The 21,232-nt window shown below is 31.3% G+C and carries 15 protein-coding genes; 7 read left to right on the top strand and 8 right to left on the bottom strand.

The genetic code is table 11. From position 1 onward, the window contains the following. The first annotated feature begins 76 nt into the window (after nt 1-76). Entirely contained in the window at nt 77-2,857 is a 2,781-nt protein-coding gene (locus tag R3342_RS10835; protein WP_318940128.1) for a VPS10 domain-containing protein, read from the top strand. 69 nt (nt 2,858-2,926) lie between these two features. On the opposite strand, the gene R3342_RS10830 is transcribed toward R3342_RS10835, so the two are convergent. The 4 genes from R3342_RS10830 to R3342_RS10815 all read right to left on the bottom strand — a co-directional run bounded on the left by R3342_RS10830 (nt 2,927) and on the right by R3342_RS10815 (nt 9,669). After that, nucleotides 2,927-6,172 (bottom strand): VPS10 domain-containing protein, encoded by a 3,246-nt coding sequence (locus R3342_RS10830; protein WP_318940126.1) that lies wholly within the window; start codon nt 6,170-6,172, stop codon nt 2,927-2,929. Nucleotides 6,173-6,299: 127 nt separating this feature from the next. Next, nucleotides 6,300-7,049 carry a succinate dehydrogenase/fumarate reductase iron-sulfur subunit gene (locus tag R3342_RS10825; RefSeq protein ID WP_318940125.1) on the bottom strand — a complete coding sequence of 250 codons (750 nt, stop codon included), beginning with the start codon at nt 7,047-7,049 and terminating at the stop codon, nt 6,300-6,302. Between the two features lie 10 nt (nt 7,050-7,059). Next, on the bottom strand, nt 7,060-8,973 hold the full coding sequence (locus tag R3342_RS10820; protein ID WP_318940122.1) for a fumarate reductase/succinate dehydrogenase flavoprotein subunit: 1,914 nt from the start codon (nt 8,971-8,973) through the stop codon (nt 7,060-7,062). Nucleotides 8,974-8,982: 9 nt separating this feature from the next. Further along, nucleotides 8,983-9,669, bottom strand: coding sequence for a succinate dehydrogenase (locus R3342_RS10815; protein ID WP_318940120.1), 687 nt, complete (start codon nt 9,667-9,669; stop codon nt 8,983-8,985). 188 nt (nt 9,670-9,857) lie between these two features. On the opposite strand from R3342_RS10815, the gene R3342_RS10810 reads away from it, so the two are divergent. The 3 genes from R3342_RS10810 to R3342_RS10800 are packed head-to-tail and all read left to right on the top strand — an operon-like array spanning nt 9,858 to nt 13,241. Continuing rightward, on the top strand, nt 9,858-10,499 hold the full coding sequence (locus tag R3342_RS10810; protein ID WP_318940119.1) for a succinate dehydrogenase cytochrome b subunit: 642 nt from the start codon (nt 9,858-9,860) through the stop codon (nt 10,497-10,499). 20 nt (nt 10,500-10,519) lie between these two features. Then, complete coding sequence (locus R3342_RS10805) at nt 10,520-12,472, top strand: fumarate reductase/succinate dehydrogenase flavoprotein subunit (RefSeq protein WP_318940117.1); 1,953 nt, start codon at nt 10,520-10,522, stop codon at nt 12,470-12,472. Nucleotides 12,473-12,494: 22 nt separating this feature from the next. Then, nucleotides 12,495-13,241 carry a succinate dehydrogenase/fumarate reductase iron-sulfur subunit gene (locus tag R3342_RS10800; RefSeq protein ID WP_318940115.1) on the top strand — a complete coding sequence of 249 codons (747 nt, stop codon included), beginning with the start codon at nt 12,495-12,497 and terminating at the stop codon, nt 13,239-13,241. A gap of 197 nt (nt 13,242-13,438) precedes the next feature. Here the strand turns inward: R3342_RS10800 and R3342_RS10795 are convergent, their stop codons facing one another. Next, the gene (locus R3342_RS10795) at nt 13,439-14,377 is read right to left on the bottom strand and encodes a pyridoxal-phosphate dependent enzyme (RefSeq protein WP_318940113.1); all 939 of its coding nucleotides are present in this window, start codon (nt 14,375-14,377) and stop codon (nt 13,439-13,441) included. Nucleotides 14,378-14,454: 77 nt separating this feature from the next. Between R3342_RS10795 and R3342_RS10790 the strand changes: the two genes are divergently transcribed. Together R3342_RS10790 and R3342_RS10785 are read left to right on the top strand one after the other, a co-directional pair. Continuing rightward, nucleotides 14,455-15,612: a methionine aminotransferase gene (locus R3342_RS10790; RefSeq protein WP_318940111.1), complete on the top strand. Its 1,158-nt coding sequence runs from the start codon at nt 14,455-14,457 to the stop codon at nt 15,610-15,612. Next, nucleotides 15,600-16,379 carry an amidohydrolase gene (locus R3342_RS10785; RefSeq protein WP_318940109.1) on the top strand — a complete coding sequence of 260 codons (780 nt, stop codon included), beginning with the start codon at nt 15,600-15,602 and terminating at the stop codon, nt 16,377-16,379. Before R3342_RS10790 ends, R3342_RS10785 begins: the two co-directional genes overlap by 13 nt. 56 nt (nt 16,380-16,435) lie before the next feature. On the opposite strand, the gene R3342_RS10780 is transcribed toward R3342_RS10785, so the two are convergent. Genes R3342_RS10780 through R3342_RS10770 form a run of 3 tightly spaced genes read right to left on the bottom strand, consistent with a single transcriptional unit; the run spans nt 16,436 to nt 18,658 of the window. Further along, complete coding sequence (locus R3342_RS10780) at nt 16,436-17,428, bottom strand: acyl-ACP desaturase (RefSeq protein WP_318940107.1); 993 nt, start codon at nt 17,426-17,428, stop codon at nt 16,436-16,438. Nucleotides 17,429-17,453: 25 nt separating this feature from the next. Continuing rightward, nucleotides 17,454-18,185: a lysophospholipid acyltransferase family protein gene (locus R3342_RS10775; RefSeq protein ID WP_318940106.1), complete on the bottom strand. Its 732-nt coding sequence runs from the start codon at nt 18,183-18,185 to the stop codon at nt 17,454-17,456. 38 nt (nt 18,186-18,223) lie between these two features. Beyond that, nucleotides 18,224-18,658 carry a hypothetical protein gene (locus R3342_RS10770; RefSeq protein WP_318940104.1) on the bottom strand — a complete coding sequence of 145 codons (435 nt, stop codon included), beginning with the start codon at nt 18,656-18,658 and terminating at the stop codon, nt 18,224-18,226. 209 nt (nt 18,659-18,867) lie between these two features. Here R3342_RS10770 and R3342_RS10765 point away from each other — a divergent pair. Then, a partial coding sequence (locus tag R3342_RS10765; RefSeq protein ID WP_318940103.1) for an endonuclease occupies nt 18,868-21,232 on the top strand: 2,365 nt, incomplete at its 3' end.

Genomic DNA, 21,232 nt, shown 5'->3' with positions numbered 1-21,232 from the left:
AAATACACAATAATATCCTTAATTATTTTTAAATTTGAAGAACAAGCGTAATTGTAATTATCTTATATCTTCAAAAATGAAAAAATTATTCTTTTTAGCCTTAACATTATTTATTGTTTATAATAGTAATTCACAAATAAATATTGTTCAAAATGTTCCATTCACTAATATTGGCCCAACCATAATGAGTGGGAGAATTGTAAGTGTAGCAGTAAACCCAAATAATACAACTGAATTTTATGCAGCTTATGCTTCTGGCGGATTATGGTACACTAAAAATAATGGAATAACTTTTACTTGTGTTACTAATAATGCGTCTACACAAAATATGGGAGCAGTAGCAGTAGATTGGAAAAATAAAACTATTTGGATTGGAACAGGAGAAAGTAATTCCTCTCGTTCATCTTATGCTGGTATTGGCGTTTTAAAAAGTAATGATAATGGTAAAACATGGCAAAATGTTGGACTAAAAGATTCACAACATATTGGTAAAATAATTATTAATAAAAACAATCCAAATGAAGTAATTGTTGGGGTAATTGGGCATTTATACACGCCAAATAAAGAACGAGGTATTTATAAAACTATGGATGGAGGTAAAACGTGGAAAAAAGTTTTATTTATTGATGAAAATACAGGAGTAATTGATATCAGTCAATCTTCAACAAATCCAAATATTTTATATGCAGCTTCATGGGAACGAGAGCGAAAGGCATGGAATTTTAAAGGAAGTGGTGAAAATTCAGGAATTTACAAAAGTACAGATGCTGGAAATACGTGGAATAAAATTAGCACTAAAAAAAGTGGTTTTCCAACAGGTAAAGGAGTTGGACGAATTGGTTTAGCTACTTTTAATGATAATATTGTATATGCTTTATTAGATAATCAAAATTTACGACCAATAACTAAAAAGAAGAAAAAAGTAGGTTTACAAAAAGATGATTTTAAAAAAATGTCTAAAGAAGAATTTTTAAAATTGGACAATAAAAAACTCACTAATTATTTAAAAGAAAACAACTTTGATAAAAAATACACAGCAATATCGGTTAAAGAAGAAATTAAAAAGGGGAAAATTATTCCAAAAGATTTAGCTAGTTATTTAGAAGACGCAAATTATGTATTATTAAATTCTGAAGTTATTGGTGCAGAATTGTACAAATCAATAAACGGTGGCAAAACATGGGTGAAAACGCATAAAAATTATTTAGATGATATTTATAGTTCGTATGGCTATTACTTTGGAACCATTGGTGTAAACAATTCTAACCAAAATAAGGTTTATATTGCAGGAGTTCCTTTACTAAAATCTGAAGATGGCGGTAAAACATTTACTTCTATAAATAAAGAAAATGTACATGCAGATCATCATGTAATATGGGTGGATCCAAATTTAAAAGGACATTTAATTGATGGAAATGATGGAGGTATTAATATAAGTTACGATGATGGCGATAACTGGACTAAAAATAATGCTCCGTCCGTTGGACAATTTTATTCTGTAAATGTTGACACTAAAAAACCTTATAATGTTTACGGAGGTTTACAAGATAATGGTGTATGGTACGGGCCAAGCAATTATAAAAACTCAAAAAGCTGGGAAAGCACAGGAAGTTATCCATATAAAATGATTGGTGGAGGTGATGGTATGCAAGTTCAAATTGATAATAGAGATAATAATATAGTTTATGCAGGTTCTCAATTTGGATATTATTACCGAAAGAATTTAAAAACCAACAAAGAAATAGATATTCATCCAAAGCATGAATTAGGCGACACACCATACCGTTATAATTGGCAAGCACCAATTTTATTATCTCCTCATAATCAAGATATTTTATATATGGGCGCAAATAAATTGTTGCGATCTATGGATAAAGGAAAAACTTTTCAAGTTATTTCTAAAGACTTGACAGCAGGAGGTAAAAAAGGAAATGTTCCTTTTGGAACGCTAACCACAATTTCTGAAAGTCCTTTTCAGTTTGGATTAATTTATACAGGGAGTGATGATGGTTACGTGCAGTTAACGGTAGATGGAGGAGGCACTTGGAAAAGAATTTCGGATAATTTACCTCAAAATTTATGGGTTAGCAGAGTAATAGCTTCACAACATAATAAAGATCGTGTTTATGTAACTTTAAATGGTTATAGAAATGATGATTTTAAACCTTATGTGTTTGTAAGTGAAAATAAAGGAGAAACTTGGAAAAACATCCAAAGTAATTTACCAAAATCCTCTGTAAACGTAATTAAAGAAGATCCAACGGATGAAAATATACTATATATAGGTACTGATAACGGGGTATATGTATCGTTTAACAAAGGTGAAAATTGGCAGCAATTTACCGATGGAATTCCTACAATTCCTGTTCACGATTTAGTAATTCAAAAGGAAGCAAAAGATTTGGTAATAGGAACTCACGGACGTTCTATTTACAAAGCTAATATTGCTCCTTTGCAAAAATATAAAGAAGCAAAAGGTAAGGGAATTGTAATTTTTAATGTTCCTTCTATTAAGTTTTCTTCTTACTGGGGAAGTTCTTGGAATAAATGGTTGAAGCCAACTACTCCAAAACTAACTATACCTTTTTATGTTGCAAAAGATGGTATTTATTCTGTTGAAATTTTATCAAAAGATAAAACACTTCTTAAAAAATATAATACTGTTGCAAGTGCTGGATTTAATTATACAAATTATGATTTGAGTATTTCAGAAAAAACAGTGAATACTTATTTTTCAAAAAATGATGTGGAAGTGAAAAAAGCAAAAAATGATAAATATTATTTACCGAAAGGAAACTACATAATTAAAATTTTAGACGCTATAAAAAGCACTGAAAAATCCTTAGAAATAAAATAAAAACAACACCTGTAAAGTTTTAGCTTTACAGGTGTTGTTTAAAATAAAAATTCGTTAATATAAGGCGAATTAAAATTTTAATTCTTCTTGTTTTTTAAATGGAGATAACTTTAAGTTTTCTACAGATTTTTGATAATCAATCCAATCTGTTTCATAAAATTTATTGATTTTAGAAACAACATCTCCCACTTTTTTATTTGCGTTTTTAACTAAAGTAATTTCAGTTGGCCCAGGCTTTTGTAATAAGGAATTTACATAACCACTAGCCATATATAAATAGGAAATATTACTAGGAAACTCTGTTGCAGTTATACCTTGTCGCTTATCTTCTTTACCAAGCATATCATCAAGTAATCCATCTATTTTTTTTAGAATTTTAGTATGTGATTTTAATAATTCTTTAAATTTCTCTTTATTATGTTGTGCTTTAATTCTCTTTTGATAATCTTTTACAATCTCTTTAGATACAAGTAATCGTTGCGTAGCCTCTCCTGCAACACCTAATTTAGCGTCTAATTGTTTTAACAAATCGTATTTACTTTGTAAAACGGCTAACGGCATGTTTACCCTTGGATCATAATCTACAGTTATTTTTTGAGTTGCAGTTTGATTTCCAAAATGAAGTTTAATGGTGTAATTTCCTGGTAAAACCGTAACACCTGAAGGTAAATTGCTATTCTTTTTAACTTTTCTTCTTGAAGGACCTCTATGGCCATTTTCTTCAAAATGCCAATACATTCTGTGCACACCATTTTCTTTAGGAGCTTTTCTTTTTATACTTCTTATCAGCTCATTTTTATCATTAAAAACTTGAAAGAAAAGAGTATCAAATTTCACTTCAGGTTTTTCTGATTTTAAGGAAGTTATTTTACTATCTTTTTTTAATTTCTTTTTAGCTAAAGGTTTACTATCTTTTTTAGTTTCAGGTTTATTTATACTATAAGTAATCATAACTCCTTTTTTTCTATTATCTCCATTAAAAATAGCATTAGCACCAAAACGAGTTCCTGACGGTTGTTGGTTTTGGGTGATAAATGCTTTAGGTGGTGTAAATAATTGTAAAGGTTTATTCAACAACTGATTTCCTTCTTTAGCCAAAGCTCTAAACGGTCTAATATCATCTAAAATATAAATTGATCGGCCAAAAGTACCAATAACCAAATCTTGTTCTCTTGGTTGAATGGCTAAATCCATGGTAGAAACGGTTGGAAAATTATTAGTCCATTTTGTCCAATTTTTTCCTTCGTCAATACTAATATATAATCCAAATTCAGTTCCTAAAAAAAGTAGTTTAGGTTCTTCTATATCTTGTATAATTGCATGTGCATACCCAAAAGATTCAGGCTTATCTTTTAATATGTTTTCCCAAGTTTTCCCATAATCACGTGTTCTAAATAGGTATGGCTTAAAGTCAAATTGTCTGTAATTATTTACTACAACATAAGCTTCTCCTTTGTTAAATTTTGAAGCTCTTATTTGTGGAACCCAACTTCCTTTAGGCATTCCTTTTATATTTTTAGTAATATTTGACCAAGTTTTTCCTCCATTTAGTGTTAGTTGAACATTTCCATCATCTGTGCCAACCCAAATTAAATTTTCATCTAAAGTACTTGGTTCAATAGCTAAAATAGTACAATGGTTTTCAGCTCCAGTAGCATCCATTGTTAAACCGCCACTTTCAAATTGTTTTTGTTGTTCTTTATTATTGGTAGTTAAGTCTGGAGAAATAATTTGCCATGTATAACCTTTATCGGTAGATTTATGAACAAACTGACTTCCAAAATAGATGGTTTTTTTATCTATTGGGTCCATTGCAATGGCGGCATTCCAGTTAAATCGAAGTTTTACATCGGGATTTGGATGTGTTGGTCTAATCATTTTTACATAGCCTGTTTTTTTGTTGTATCTGCCAACATATCCTTCTTGAGACATCGCATAACCGTATTGTGAATTAGATGGATCAGGAATAACATCAAAACCATCGCCAAACATAAGTTCTTGCCAATACGAATTTCTAATTCCTTGAGCTTTTAATACATAAGCAGGTCCGCCCCAAGATCCATTATCTTGCATCCCGCCATATACATTATATGGAAAATCGTTATCTACATTTATATGATAAAATTGACCTACAGGTAAATTTTCCACAAAACGCCAAGTTTTTCCTTTATTGTGTGTTATGTTTAGCCCACCATCATTACCATCTATCATAAAAGATGGATCTTTAGGATGAATCCACCAGGCATGATGATCAGGATGAACACCTTTGGTAGAATTATAAGCAGGCATAAGTTGTTTGAATGATTTACCGCCATCATCACTTACATTTACATAAGTAAAAATAGTATAAAGTCTATTTTCATTAATTGGATCTACATAAATATGAGAATAATAAAAAGGTCTGTTTCCAATTCCTCCTTTACCTCTTCCGCTTGATTTATCATTTACTTTTTTCCAGTTTTCACCACCATCTTCTGATTTGTATAATGCATTTTTTTTAGCTTCAACTAAAGCATATGAAATATTAGAATTACTAGGAGCAATAGCTAATCCAATTCTTCCTAAATCACCTTCTGGTAAGCCATTTTTATCGGTTAATTTTTTCCAGTTTTTACCTCCATCATAGGTTAAATAAATTCCTGAACCTTCACCACCAGAAGTAAAAGTCCATGGTTTTCGTTGATGCTCCCACATTGCAGCTAATAGTTTATTTGGATTGTTTGGATCAACTACCAAATCAGCACAACCGGTTTTATTATTTACAAATAATGATTTTGTCCAAGTTTTTCCTCCGTCAGTTGTTTTAAAAACACCACGTTCAGGGTTTTCACCCCATGAAGAACCAATAGCGCCAACATAAACAATATCAGGGTTTGATTTGTCAATTATAATTCTTTGAATATTTCTTGTTTTTTCTAATCCAACTAAATTCCAAGTTTTACCAGCATCTAAACTTTTGTACAATCCTAAACCACCTGAAACACTATTTCTTGGGTTTCCTTCTCCAGTACCAACCCAAATAACATCTGGGTTACTTTGCTGAATGGCAACAGCTCCAATAGACATTGGTCCATATTTATCAAAAATTGGTTTCCAATCAACGCCTCCACTTTCTGATTTCCATAAACCTCCTGATGCAGATCCTACATATATAATATCTGGATTATTAGTAACCGCATCTATAGCAGTAATTCTACCGCTCATGCCTGCTGGACCAATAGATCTGGTTTTAATGTCTTTAAATTTAGATACGTCAAATTGTTGTGAAAAAGCAATTGCTGAAATAAATAGTGTGAGTAAGGTTAGTTTTTTCATTATTTGAAATTTTAGGAATTTTTAAATTTATGAAAAATACAAGGATAAGCAAAGTAAAAATATTACATATAAAAAATGGGATTCTAATAAAATAGAAACCCATTTTTAAAATATAAATAATTGTAAATTATTCTTTTGAATGACAAACAGCTCTATTGTATTCAAAATTCATACGTGTAATATCAATTAATTGTACTTCTTGTGGGCATACCATTGCACAAGCACCAGTATTTGTACAACTACCAAAGCCTTCGTCATCATGTGCGTTTACCATCCATTGTACACGTTCCTCACGTTCTACTTTTCCTTGAGGTAATTTTGCTAAATGGCTTATTTTAGCGGATACAAATAACGCAGCTGATGAATTTTTACAAGTTGCTATACAAGCACCACAACCAATACAAGCAGCACTATCAAAAGCACTTTCTGCAATGTCATGATGAATAGGAATTGCATTTGCTTCTGGAGCCATTCCTGTGAAAGAGGAAATATAACCTCCAGCTTGAATAATACGATCCATACTGCTACGATCTACTTTTAAATCTCTAATAACAGGAAATGAATTTGCTCTAAAAGGCTCAATATATAAAGTATCACCATCTCTAAAAGATCTTAAATGAGTTTGACAAGTAGTATAATGCGATTCTGGACCATGAGCTTGTCCATTAATGACTAATGAACATTGTCCGCAAATACCTTCTCTACAATCATGATCAAATTCAATAACTCGCTCTCCTTTAATTGCTAATGATGCATTTAAAACATCTAACATTTCTAAAAATGACATGTCTTCACTTAAATCGGACATTTCATAAGTTACCATTTTACCTTTGGTTTTGGCGTTTTCTTGTCGCCATATTTTAAGTGTTAGTTTCATAATCTTAAATTTATTTATAGGAGCGAACCGTTGGTTTAACTTCCGTAAATTCTAATGGTTCTTTGTGTAATTTCCAATTTTCGCTATTTACCCATTCCCAAGCGGATGAATACATAAAGTTTTCATCATCACGCATGGCTTCTCCATCTTCAGTTTGAAAATCTTCTCGGAAGTGTGCTCCACAACTTTCTTTTCTGTTTAAGGCATCTACAGCCATTAACTCTGCTATTTCTAAATAGTCAGCTAAACGACCTGCTTTTTCTAATTCTGAATTAGGGCCATTTTGATCTCCAGGAACAGCAACATTTTCCCAAAATTCTTTACGAAGTTTTTTAATTTCTTCAATTGCCCATTTTAATCCTTTTTCGTTTCTAGACATCGCTACTTCTTTAAACATAATTTTGCCTAAACGTCTGTGAATTTTATCTACAGGCATAGTTCCTTTAATAGCTAATATTTTTTCAACTTGTTGTTTTACTGCTTTTTCAGCTTCCTCAAATTCGGGGCTATCAGTTGATATTTTTCCAGTTCTAATTTCATTAGATAAATAATTGGAAATAGTGTTAGGTAAAATAAAATTACCATCAACAGAAGCTTGTAAAAGAGAGTTTGCTCCTAAACGATTTGCTCCGTGATCAGCAAAATTAGCTTCGCCGACAGCAAATAACCCAGGAATTGTGGTTTGCAATTCATAATCTACCCATAATCCACCCATAGAAAAGTGAGCGGCAGGAGATATTTTCATTGGTTCTTTATAAGCATTTATTGCGGTAATTTTTTCATACATAGTAAATAAATTACCGTAACGCTCTTTTATGGTTTCTATTCCTAATCGTTCAATTGCAGTTTTAAAATCAAGATAAACAGCATTTTTTAAAGGACCAACACCATGTCCAGCATCCATTCTTTCTTTAGCCGCACGAGATGCTACATCTCTAGGAACTAAGTTTCCAAATGCTGGATAACGACGTTCTAAGTAATAATCTCTTTCTTCTTCAGGAATATCTCCTGGAGCTCTTGTTTCATCTTTCTTTTTAGGAACCCAGATTCTACCATCGTTACGTAATGATTCAGACATTAAAGTTAATTTACTTTGATGTTCCCCAGCTAGAGGTAAAGCTGTTGGGTGAATTTGAGTCCAAGATGGGTTTGCAAAATAGGCTCCTTTTTTATGTGCACGCCAATTTGCAGAACCATTAGAATTCATTGCTAAAGTGGATAAATAGAATATTTTACCAAAACCACCAGTTCCAAAAACAACAGCATGTGCGGCATGACGTTCAATTTCTCCGGTATCTAAATTACGAGCAATAATTCCACGTGCTTTTCCGTCAACAACAACAATATCTAAAATTTCATGCCTATTATATTGTTTTAGTTTTCCTACCTTAACTTGTTTCATCATTGCTTGGTAGGTGGCCATTAATAATTGTTGACCAGTTTGTCCACGAGCATAAAAAGTACGTGAAACTAATACGCCACCAAATGAACGATTACTCAAATAACCACTATATTCTCTACCAAAAGGAACTCCTTGAGCTACCATATGGTCAATTAAATCTACAGAAACTTCAGCCATTCTATAAACATTGGCTTCTCGTGATCGGAAATCTCCACCTTTAATGGTATCATAGAACATTCTATAAACATTATCTCCATCATTTTTATAATTTTTTGCAGCATTTACTCCTCCTTGAGCAGCTACAGAATGTGATCTGCGAGCTGAATCTTGAAAAAAGAAAACTTTTACATTGTAACCTAGTTCAGCTAAAGAAGCTGCAGCGCCGCCGCCAGATAAACCACCACCAACAACTATAACATCTAGTTTTTTTCGATTGGCAGGATTTACGATATGAGTTTTAGCAAGGTAATTTTGCCATTTATCTTTTAAAGGTCCTTCCGGAATTTTTGCGTTAAGAGCCATAATTTTATTTTATTTGAAGTAAAGAATAATAGGAATAATAGCAAATAAAATTGCCATAACTAAACTAAAGTAAAGCGCTATAAGTTCAATAGCTTTCATTATTTTTTTATGATAAACACCTAAAGATCGGTGTGCACTTTCTATTCCATGCACTAAATGAAAACCTAAAGCAATAATTCCTATTTCATAAATAAGCACGTACCACCAAACTTTAAAAGTGGCAAGTACCAAATGATATAAATCGTGTTCTATTTTTAGTACTTTATATTGTAACCAAAACTGAGCCATATGCAATACAATAAAAATTCCAATTACAGTTCCTAAAACGCCCATATTTCTTGAATACCATGAACTTGTAGAAGTGTCTGTAACCATATATTTTTCTCCTTGAGATTTTTTATTTTGAAGCGTAATTAACAGCGCATCAATAATGTGTATAATTATTGCAGCATATAAAATGTATGCAACAATTGTTACAGGCCAAAAGTGAACCAAAAAGTGAGAATATGCATTATACATATCATGTACGTTTGCAACATTATTCCAAAATTCTATTGGAAAAAATGAATCAGGAATAACTAAAATGAGATTCCCTATAAGGTGAATTATAAGGAAAAAGATGATGAATAGCCCAGTAAACGCCATCAAGTTTTTGCGTCCAACTGATGTTTTGAATAGTCCTTTTTTAAATGCCATAAGGCTAATTATTTAAGTTGATTTGCTAAAGATAAAATAGGGTGGTGTTTTTAAGAATGATTTTTGTCAGATTATATTTTGCCTGCATTTATTTATAATCAGTCTAAATTAGGAATATAATTTTTTTAAGATTCTAAAAACCTTAATTCAAATGCATATATTTGTTACCCTCAAAAAAGTATAATAATATGAACAAATTTTTAACGTCATCTATTGGAAGAAAGATAGTAATGTCACTTACTGGGTTCTTCTTAATAATCTTTTTAATTGTACATCTTGGTATTAATTTATCTTTGTTTTGGGGGCCAAACGCATTTAACGAGGCTTCTGAATTTATGGCTACTAATGGTGTAATACAAGTAATGCAGTATATTTTAGCTGCAGGTTTTATTTTACATATAATTCAAGGAATTACTTTGGAACTTAAAAACAAGTCTGCAAGGTCAGTAAAATATGTAGTTAATAAACCATCTGAAAATTCTTCATTTTCTTCTAGAAATATGATAGTAACAGGAATTTTAGTACTACTTTTTTTAATTTTACATTTAAAAGATTTTTTTATTCAACTAAAATTTAATGCTAAAGGAGGTTTTGCTACCGATTATGATTTGGTAACTAACCTTTTTAAATCTCCATTATACACCGCAATTTATGTAATTGCATTTGTGTTATTAGGCATTCATTTAAGCCATGGTTTTCAATCTGCTTTTCAAAGTACAGGAACCAATTATAATAAATACAAGGCGTGTATTAAAAATACAGGAATAGGCTTTAGTATTTTAATTGCTATTGGTTTTTCAGCTATAGCAGTTTATTTTTTCTTTAAATAATTAAAAGATTAAAAAAAATTATGACAAAATTAAACTCAAAAATACCAGAAGGACCAATTGCTGAAAAATGGGAGAACTATAAAGCTCATACTAATTTGGTAAACCCTTCTAATCGTAGAAAATTAGACGTAATTATTATTGGATCAGGACTTGCAGGAGGTGCTGCTGCAGCTACACTTGGCGAAGCCGGTTACAATGTAAAAGTTTTTTATTTTCAAGATAGTCCTCGTCGTGCTCACTCAATTGCAGCACAAGGAGGAATAAACGCATCAAAAAATTATCAAAATGATAATGATAGTGATTATCGATTGTTTTATGACACTGTAAAAGGTGGTGATTATCGCGGACGTGAAGAAAACGTTTATCGTTTAGCACAATTAAGTGGAAATATTATTGACCAATGTGTGGCACAAGGAGTTCCTTTTGCACGTGAATATGGCGGAACTTTAGCAAACCGTTCATTTGGTGGAGCACAAGTTTCAAGGACATTTTATGCTTCTGGAGCAACAGGACAACAACTTTTGTTAGGCGCTTATAGTTCTATGAATCGCCAAATAAAAGCAGGTAAAGTAAAATCATATAGTCGCCACGAAATGCTAGATGTGGTAATTGTTGATGGTAAAGCTCGTGGAATTATTGCTCGAGATTTAGTTACAGGTAAAATTGAACGATTTGGAGCACATGCTGTAGTTATTGCCTCTGGAGGATATGGAAATGTATTCTTTTTATCTACTAATGCTATGAATTGTAATGCAACAGCTTCATGGAAAATTTATAAAAAAGGAGCGTATTTTGCTAATCCTTGCTTTACACAAATTCACCCAACTTGTATTCCAGTTTCAGGGGAACATCAAAGTAAATTAACTTTAATGTCAGAATCTTTAAGAAATGATGGACGAATTTGGGTACCAAAAAATATTGAAGACGTAAAAGCAATTCGTGAAGGTAAATTAAAACCTACTGAAATTGCAGAAGAAAATAGAGATTATTACCTAGAACGTCGTTACCCTGCATTTGGTAATTTAGTTCCTAGAGATGTAGCTTCAAGAGCAGCAAAAGAACGTTGCGACGCAGGTTTTGGAGTTAATAAAGCAGGTTATGCAGTTTATTTAGATTTTGAAGATGCAATTAAAAGATTAGGAAATGACGTGGTTAAAGAACGTTATGGTAACTTGTTTGATATGTATGAAAATATAACAGGCGATAATCCTTATAAAACTCCAATGATGATTTATCCAGCTTCACATTATACTATGGGAGGAACTTGGGTAGATTATGAAACTATGACAACTGTACCTGGTTTATATTCTATTGGAGAAGCAAATTTCTCTGATCACGGAGCAAATAGATTAGGTGCTTCCTCATTAATGCAATGTTTATGCGATGGTTATTTTGTTTTACCAGCAACCATATCAAACTATTTAAGTAATGATATTCATACAGGACCAATTTCTACAAATACACCTGAATTTGATGAAGCAGAAAAAGAGGTTAGTGGTTTAATTGAAAAACTATTTGCTGTTAACGGAACCAAATCTGTGGATCATTTCCATAAAAAATTAGGAAAAATTATGTGGGATAAAGTAGGTTTAGCACGTAATGAAAAAGGATTAACAGAAGCAATAGAGGAAATTAAAGCTTTACGTAATGATTTTTGGAAAGATGTTCGTGTTACTGGAAAACCAGATCAATTTAATAATGAATTGGAAAAAGCAATTCGTGTTGCAGACTTTTTAGAATTAGCTGAATTAATGGCAATTGATGCTTTAAACAGAAAAGAAAGTTGTGGAGCACATTATAGAGAAGAATCTGTAGAATTAGATGGACCTCAAAAAGGCGAAGCTAAACGTAATGATGAAGAATTTACGTATGTAGCAGCTTGGGAATATATGGGAGAAGGCAAAGAGCCTAAACTTCATAAAGAGGAGTTAACCTTTAACGCAATAGAATTAAAACAACGTAATTATAAATAATTACAAGTAAAAAATATAGTATATGGATTTTACTTTAAATATATGGCGTCAAGATAATGCCAATGCTCAAGGGAGCATGAAAGAATATAAAGTTACAGATATTTCGTCAGACACTTCTTTTTTAGAAATGTTAGACGTTTTAAATCAAAACTTAATTGAAAAAAATGAAGAACCAATTTCATTTGATAATGATTGTAGAGAAGGTGTTTGCGGGACATGTTCATTATATATTAATGGAGAGGCTCACGGACCAAAAAAATTAGTAACTACTTGTCAATTATATATGCGTTCTTTTAAAGATGGGCAAACTATTTATATTGAGCCATTTAGAGCAAATGCTTTTCCTGTTGTAAAGGATTTAGTTGTAGATAGAAGCGCTTTTGATCGTATTCAACAAGCAGGTGGTTATAATTCTTTTAATACAGGAGGTGCTCCAGATGCAAATGCTATTCCTATTCCAAAACAGGATGCTGCTGATGCATTTGATGCTGCAGAATGTATTGGTTGTGGCGCATGTGTTGCAACTTGTAAAAACTCTAGCGCAATGCTATTTGTTTCGGCAAAAGTATCTCAATTTGCATACTTGCCACAAGGTAAAGTGGAAGCTACAGAACGTGTTTTAAATATGGTTAATCAAATGGATAATGAGGGATTTGGTAACTGTACAAATACAGGAGCATGTGAAGTGGAATGTCCAAAAGGTATTTCTTTAGAAAATATAGCTCGTTTAAATAGAGAGTTTTTAAAAGCTAACATAGTTCCAAAATAGATTAACCTTTGTTTAAGTATAAAAAAGCCCAATTTCAATATTGAAATTGGGCTTTTAATTTTAATGATGCTTATTTAACAATTGCGTACACAATTCCTGCAATTATAAAAATTAGTATAATTATTAAATATTGCCAAAAATCAATAAAATAAGGAGCATATTTTTTCCAAATATTTTTCATTCTTAGTTAGCTTTATTCAGAAAGGTAAGTTAGTTAAATCTACATTTCCACCAGATAAAATTACACCTATTTTTTTATTTTGAAAAATATCTTTTCGTTTTAGTACTGCTGCAAAAGCAACAGCAGAAGAAGGTTCAACTACAATTTTTAAACGTTCCCAAAGTAATTTCATAGCATCAATAATTTCATCTTCAGAAACACAAATAATTTCATTAACGTATTTTTGAATGATAGGAAAAGTGTTACTTCCTAACTGAGTTCTTAAACCATCAGCTATGGTATTGGTAGTTTTGTTACTTTCAATTTTTCCGCTTTTTAAAGAACGAAAAGCATCGTTTGCTTCATTAGGTTCTCCTGCATAAACTTTACAATTATTTCCAAAATAGTGAGCGGATAATGCAGTACCACTTAATAAACCCCCTCCACCAACTGGAGTAACTACAGTTTCTAAATTGGGTTGATTATTCAATAATTCTAAAGCTGCAGTTCCTTGTCCAATAATTACGGGAATATCATTAGATGGATGTATAAAAGTAGCTTCTTTTTCTTTTACAACTTCATCTGCTTTTAATTCTCGTGCAATAGGTGTAGAATCGCTTTCAATTACAATTCCTCCATAACCTAAAACAGCTTCTTTTTTAACTTTTGGAGCGTTTTTTGGCATTACAATATATGCTGTAATTCCTAACATTTTTGCAGCTAAAGCAATTGCTTGTGCAAAGTTTCCAGAAGAGTGCGTTACTACTCCCTTAGTTTTTTCAGCATCGGAAAGTTGAAGAATTGCATTTAAGGCTCCTCGCATTTTAAAAGCACCCATTTTTTGAAAATTTTCGCATTTAAAATAGATTTCAGCACCAGAAATATCATTTAATAATTGAGAAGTTAAAATTGGAGTTTGATGAATATATGGTAAAATTCTTTGATGTGCTTCTAGCAGCGCTTTTTTATAATTCATAATTCTTTAATTGATATTTAAAAATACCAATAATTTTTAATTAAATATGTACTTTTGATACTTAAATGTATCAAAATATGTCAAATTTTTTTTCAGAAAACTTCTCTAAATTACCTAATAGCAAAACAAGTATTTTTGCGATAATGAGTGGTTTAGCTAATAAAGAAAATGCTCTAAATTTGTCACAAGGATTTCCTGATTTTAAAAGTGATTATCACTTAATTGAACTGGTAAATAGAGCTATGCTAAATGGGTATAATCAATACGCTCCAATGCCAGGAGTTTATGGTTTACGTGAGGCCATTGCTGAAAAATTTGAAAAATTATATCAAGAAAAATATAACCCAGAAACTGAAATTACCATAACTGCAGGCGGAACTCAAGCAATTTTTACAGCAATTACAGCAACTGTAAAAAAAGGTGATGAAGTAATTATTTTTAAACCAGCATATGATTGTTACGAGCCAACGGTTGAATTAGTTGGAGGAAAACCCATAGCGATTCAATTAGATCCTGAAAGTTTTAAAATAAATTGGGAAGAAGTAAAAAGCTTAATAAATAGCAAAACAAGAATGGTGATTATTAATTCACCTCATAATCCTTCTGGGAAAGTATTGTCTAAAGAAGATATGCAACAGTTGGAAAAGATTTTAAAAAACACCAATATTTTATTAATAAGTGATGAGGTTTACGAGCATATTATTTTTGATAGCCAGAAACATGAATCAGCATGTTTGTATCCAGGTTTAAAAGAGCGGACTTTTATTATTGCTTCTTTCGGAAAAACATTTCATAATACTGGTTGGAAAATGGGATACTGTGCAGCACCAGCTTATTTAACTACTGAATTTAGAAAAGTACATCAGTTTAATGTGTTTTCAGTACATCATCCAACACAAGTTGCTTTGGCAACGTATATTACCAATGAACAGAATTATTTAAACTTAGGAAATTTTTATCAACAGAAAAGAGACTTCTTTTTAAATTTAATGAAGGAATCTAGGTTTAAATTTATACCTTCTAAAGGAACTTATTTTCAACTACTTAATTTTAGTGATATTACTAATGAAAACGATTTTGATTTTGCCAAAAGATTAACCATTGAAAATAAAATTGCAACCATACCAATATCGGTTTTTAACGAACAAAATTTAGATACCAAAGTATTACGAGTTTGTTTCGCTAAAACGGAAGAAACCTTACAAAAAGCAGCAGAAATATTATGCAAAATTTAAAAGTAGCCTTTATACAATCCAATTTAATTTGGCACAATGCAGAAGAAAACAGAAAAAAATTTACTCAGAAAATCAATCTTATTTCTGAAAAAGTTGACTTAATTATTTTACCTGAAATGTTTACTACTGGTTTTAGTATGCAGCCTGAAAATATTTCAGAAACTATGCAAGGAGAAACTGTACAATGGATGAAAAAGTTTGCTTCATTAAAAAATACGGTAATTACAGGAAGTATTATTATAAAAGAAAATGAAGCTTACTTTAATCGATTATTATTTGTGCATCCTTCAGGAGAAGTGGAAATTTATAATAAGCGACATTTATTTAGTTTAGCCGGAGAAGATAAAGTTTATAAAGCTGGAACAGAAAAGAAAATATTTAATGTAAAAGGTTGGAAAATTTGCCCACAAATTTGTTACGATTTGCGTTTTCCGGTTTTTGCAAGAAACACAGAAAATTATGATTTGTTATTTTATGTGGCGAATTGGCCAAAGCAACGAATAAATGCTTGGGATGCATTGTTAAAGGCTAGAGCTATTGAAAATATGAGTTATGTTGTTGGAGTTAATAGAGTAGGAAAGGACGCTAATAATTTTGAATATAACGGTCATTCAGCAGCTTATGATTGTTTAGGGGAAGAGATTTCCAAAACTAAATTAGGAGAAGAAGACACTGTAATTTTAACTTTAGATAAAAATTATATGGATGAAGTGCGAAATAAACTTAATTTTTTAAAGGATAAAGATTCCTTTGAAATTAAAAATTAAAAAGAGCCTTTCTAATTTTAGAAAGGCTTTTTAAATATTATTTAAAGATGAATTTGCTATAAAGGATTCATCCATTTAAATTTATAAGTTGTGTCAGGAACAATAATCCTTTCCGTAATTTTATACATTCTTTCTGGTAATTTCATTAAATAATCTCTTGCTTTTTCAGCTTCAGAAGTCAACCCAGTAATTTTATCAATTTGCCAAATAGTATTTAATTTTTTAATAATATCAACATAATCAAAGCCTGTATAAACTCCAGTACGTTGTGCAATTACAGAAAATTTATCAAATAAATCTCCCTTTACACCATTTGAACCTCTAAGATGCATTGCAGGCATTACAATTTTATGTTTCATCATATGTTGAAAAGCCAACATCATTTCACTAGGATCGTATTGAAAAATTTGTCTTACAAATTCTGTATATGCTAAATGATGACGCATTTCGTCACCAGCAATAATTTTGGACATTTTAGCCAATAATTTATGCCCGTTTTTACGAGCAATTTTGGCTACATTATTATGAGAAATGTAAGTTGCTAATTCTTGAAAGCTAGTGTAAACAAAGTTTTTATATGGGTCTCGAGCTGTTCCAATATCAAATCCGTCACTTATTAAATGTTGTGTGGTAATTTCAACTTCACGCATATTTACTCTGCCAGATAAATATAAATATTTATTTAGTACATCTCCATGTCTATTTTCTTCTCCGGTCCAAGCGCGTATCCATTTTGCCCAACCATTATCTCCATTGTTATTTGAATGTTGCGAAATGCCTTCAATATCTAACAACCATGATTCGTAAGTTGGTAAAGCTTCTTCAGTTATGGTATCTCCTACTAAAACAGTCCAAAAATCATCATCTAAATCTTTAGATAGCTCTTGAATTTCTTTTACTTCTTCTATAAAAGAATCGTTTTGAGAGTTAGGTAAAAAGTCTGTAGGTTGCCAAATTTTATCAGGAGTTATTAGAAATTTTTTTACAAATGTGTCTATGCTTTTTTCTAAGGTAAGCATAACTTCTAACCTTTTATTGTGTAAGGACATGTTTTTGATTTTAGTTTAGTGGCTGCTAAACTACGTTGTTTTTTATAACTTTTTCAACTTTTGAAAATAATTCTTCAAAAGGTAAACTAGATGCTTTTATTGGTTCGTGAACATCAAAAGATAAATGAACACCAATTTCCATAGGAAAACCTCCGTATTTTAAAAGTTTCCAAGAATTATTTATTGAAACAGGAACTACATAAGCTGAAGGAGCTTTTTTTACTAACATTTTTAAACCGTTTTCTGAAAAACGTTTAGGAACTCCATTTCTACTTCTTGTCCCTTCAGGGAAAATAACTGCAGAATAATTATTTTTTTCAATATACTTAGCAAAATTAATAATTGCAGCAATAGATTGTTTTGGATCTTTTCTGTCAATTAAACATGAACCTCCTAATCTTAAATTAATGGAAACACTTGGAATTCCTTTACCTAGTTCTTTTTTAGAAACAAATTTTGGATGATATTTTCGTAAAAACCAAAAATAAGGAGGAATATCATTCATACTTTGGTGATTTGAAACAATTATTAAAGGTGCATTTTCAGGTAACTTATAAGGATTATTAAAACTTACCTTAGAACCTAATAAGTACAAACAACCTGTAACAAAAAAGTTAAGCCAATCTACTGTTTTTTTATGCGCATTATAACCTCCAAGTTTAAAAGCTATCCATTGAATTGGATGAAAAATAACCAATACCATTCCAAAAAAGAAATAGTAAATAATAGTTAAGGGATATGCCAATAGTTTTTTCATAATAAAAAAACCTATGTTAAAAACATAGGCGTTTAAATTTAATTAGAAAGCCAATTATGCCAAGGAATAACTGCTAAAATTAATAATAAGGCAATAAAATAATAGATGAAAATAGTTTTAAATTTACTATTATCAGTAGTTTTCTTTTTATGTTTTGAAAATCCAATAGTAATAAGTGCAATAGCAATAATAATAGCCATTGGATGTTCTACTAAAGGTTTACGTAGTTCGCTGTTTTTCATTACATAACCCATTCCTTCCGATTGCATAGTTTGAAAATAAGCAGAAGTAAAATAAGCAATAACTCCAAGTATTAGCTGAATATGTGTAGCAATTAAAGCAAATAAAGATATACGTAAATCTTTATCTTTAAACTCTTTTTTAGATAATAAACCAATTAAGGCATTTAACACGGCAATTATAAGTATTGTTAGCACAATATAAGCCCAATACGAATGAATAATTTTTGTCATAATAGTTTTTGTTTTTAGTTGATGCAAAAATAATGAATTAAAAATAGTTATCATTTTATTAATGCACTAATTTCTAAAATAATTTTTTAGGTAAATATATGAATCTGTTTGTGTTATTAATAAGTTATTTAATATGCTAATAACATTAAAATTGTTATTTTTGTATGCTTATTTATTTTTTTAAATTAATTAAAAACAAAAATGTTATTGTGAAAAAACTACTTTTTATAATTCTGTTTTTTTTATTTGTAATCCCCTTTTATGGACAGGTTCAATCATATTATAATGGGTTAGATTTGACCAAAACAGGAAATGCCTTATTTTTAGAACTAGCAGATAGAATACAATCTACAAAACAAGGAATTCCATATACAAGTTCTTCTACGGATGTTTGGGATGCCTGTCAGGCAGGAAATGAAGATCCTGATGATAGCTCAAAAGTGCTTTTGATATATGGTTATGATGATACGGATGGTGATTTTTCAACTGACAGAACACGATTAAAAACAGAGATGGCAGGTGCAACTTATGTTGAAGGAAAATGGAATAGAGAGCACATTTTTGCAAAATCATTGGCAATCCCAGTATTAGTTACAGATTCACCAGGTCCAGGGACAGATGTTTATAACTTACATGCGGTTGATCAGGATAGAAACTCAACCAGAAGTAATAATAAATTTACAGATGGAAGTGGAACTTCTCATATTGTGTCTAGTGATGGCGGATGGTATCCTGGAGATGAGTGGAAAGGTGATGTAGCACGTGCAGTTATGTATATGTACATGATGTACCACGGAGATGGTTCTCAAATTTCACAAACTCAATGTTTACCAATAAATGTTGGTTTTGGAACAACGTTAACAGTTGATCCAAATATGATTGAATTATTTTTAAAATGGAATGTTGAGGATCCAGTTTCTCCTTATGAAACTACTAAAAACGAGGTCTTATCTGGTATCCAACAAAACAGAAATCCATTTATTGATAATCCTTATTTAGCAACGTTAATTTGGGGAGGTTTAGTAGCAGAAGATAAATGGAATATGGGAGGAACTTCTGATACAGAAGCTCCAACAGCTCCAACAAATTTAGTAGCTTCAAATGTTACGGATACTTCATTTGATGTAAATTGGACAGCTTCTACAGATAATACGGGAGTTTACGATTATCTAATATACTTGGACGGAACGTATTTGCAAACAGCAACTACCAATACTACTAGTTTAACAAATTTAGCTCCTAATACAAGTTATAGTGTAACTATTAAAGCTAGAGACGCTTCCTCTAATTTATCCACAGAAAGTAGTGCTTTAAATGTTACAACTTTAGAAGGCCCAAAAATTTTATTGGTTGATGATTTTGAAGATTGTGCCAATTCTAATTTTTTCACTTATACCGAAGCAAGTAATAAAGATTGGGTATGTGAAGTACAATATGGAGAAAATAATTCTGGGTCTATGGGAATTAATGGATACCAGGAAGACGTACCAAGTAAAGATTGGTTAATAACTAAAACTCCAATTAATTTTGAGACTGAAACTGGTGAAAAATTAAGTTTTTACACAGATGCAGCTTATGGAAGTACACCATTGGAATTAGTATATTCATCAAATTATGATGGCTCAAGTAACCCAGGTAATTATACTTGGACATCAGTTCCGAATATTACGATACCAATTTCTGATGGAACTAGTACTGAACAAGTTTTCACATTTAATGACGTTGATATAAGCGGAATTAATGGAACGGTTTATTTTGCTTTTAAATACTATTCAGATGGAAACCCAACTCGTTGGACAGTAGATAGTTTTAAAATTATTGCAGATAGACCGAATGGGGATAGTGATGGAGATGGGGTTTTAGATGCAGATGATTTGTGTCCAAATACACCAACAGGAGAAACAGTAGATGCAGATGGATGTTCAAATGGACAATTAGATGATGATAATGATGGAGTTCAAAATAGTGATGATTTGTGTCCAAATACACCAACAGGAGAAGCTGTAAATGCTAGCGGTTGTTCAGATAGTCAATTAGACGATGATAATGATGGTGTTATGAATAATGTAGATCAATGTCCAAATACACCAATAGGAGAAACAGTAGATGCAAATGGTTGTTCAAACGGGCAATTAGATGATGATAATGACGGAGTTCAAAACAGCGACGATATTTGTCCAAATACACCAATAGGAGAAACTGTAAATGCTAGTGGTTGTTCAGACAGTCAATTAGACGATGATAATGATGGCGTTATGAATAATGTAGATCAATGCCCAAACACACCAACAGGAGAAATAGTAGATGCAAATGGTTGTTCAGATAGTCAGTTAGATGATGACAACGATGGCGTGTCTAATGCAGATGATTTATGTCCAAATACTACAGCAGGAGCAACAGTAGATGCTACAGGTTGTTTTATGCTGCCACAAAATAATTTCAACATTCAGGTAACCAGTGAAACGTGTCCAGATAAAAATAATGGACAGATATTCATTACCACAAATGAAACTCACGATTATGTAGCTACTATAAATGGGACAGATTATCCATTTACCAATACCTTAACAGTGG

Source organism: Lutibacter sp., assembly GCF_033723435.1.
Taxonomy (GTDB): domain Bacteria; phylum Bacteroidota; class Bacteroidia; order Flavobacteriales; family Flavobacteriaceae; genus Lutibacter.
Note: the sequence above shows the minus strand (reverse complement) of the source record. Positions and strands in the feature narration are given on the sequence as shown.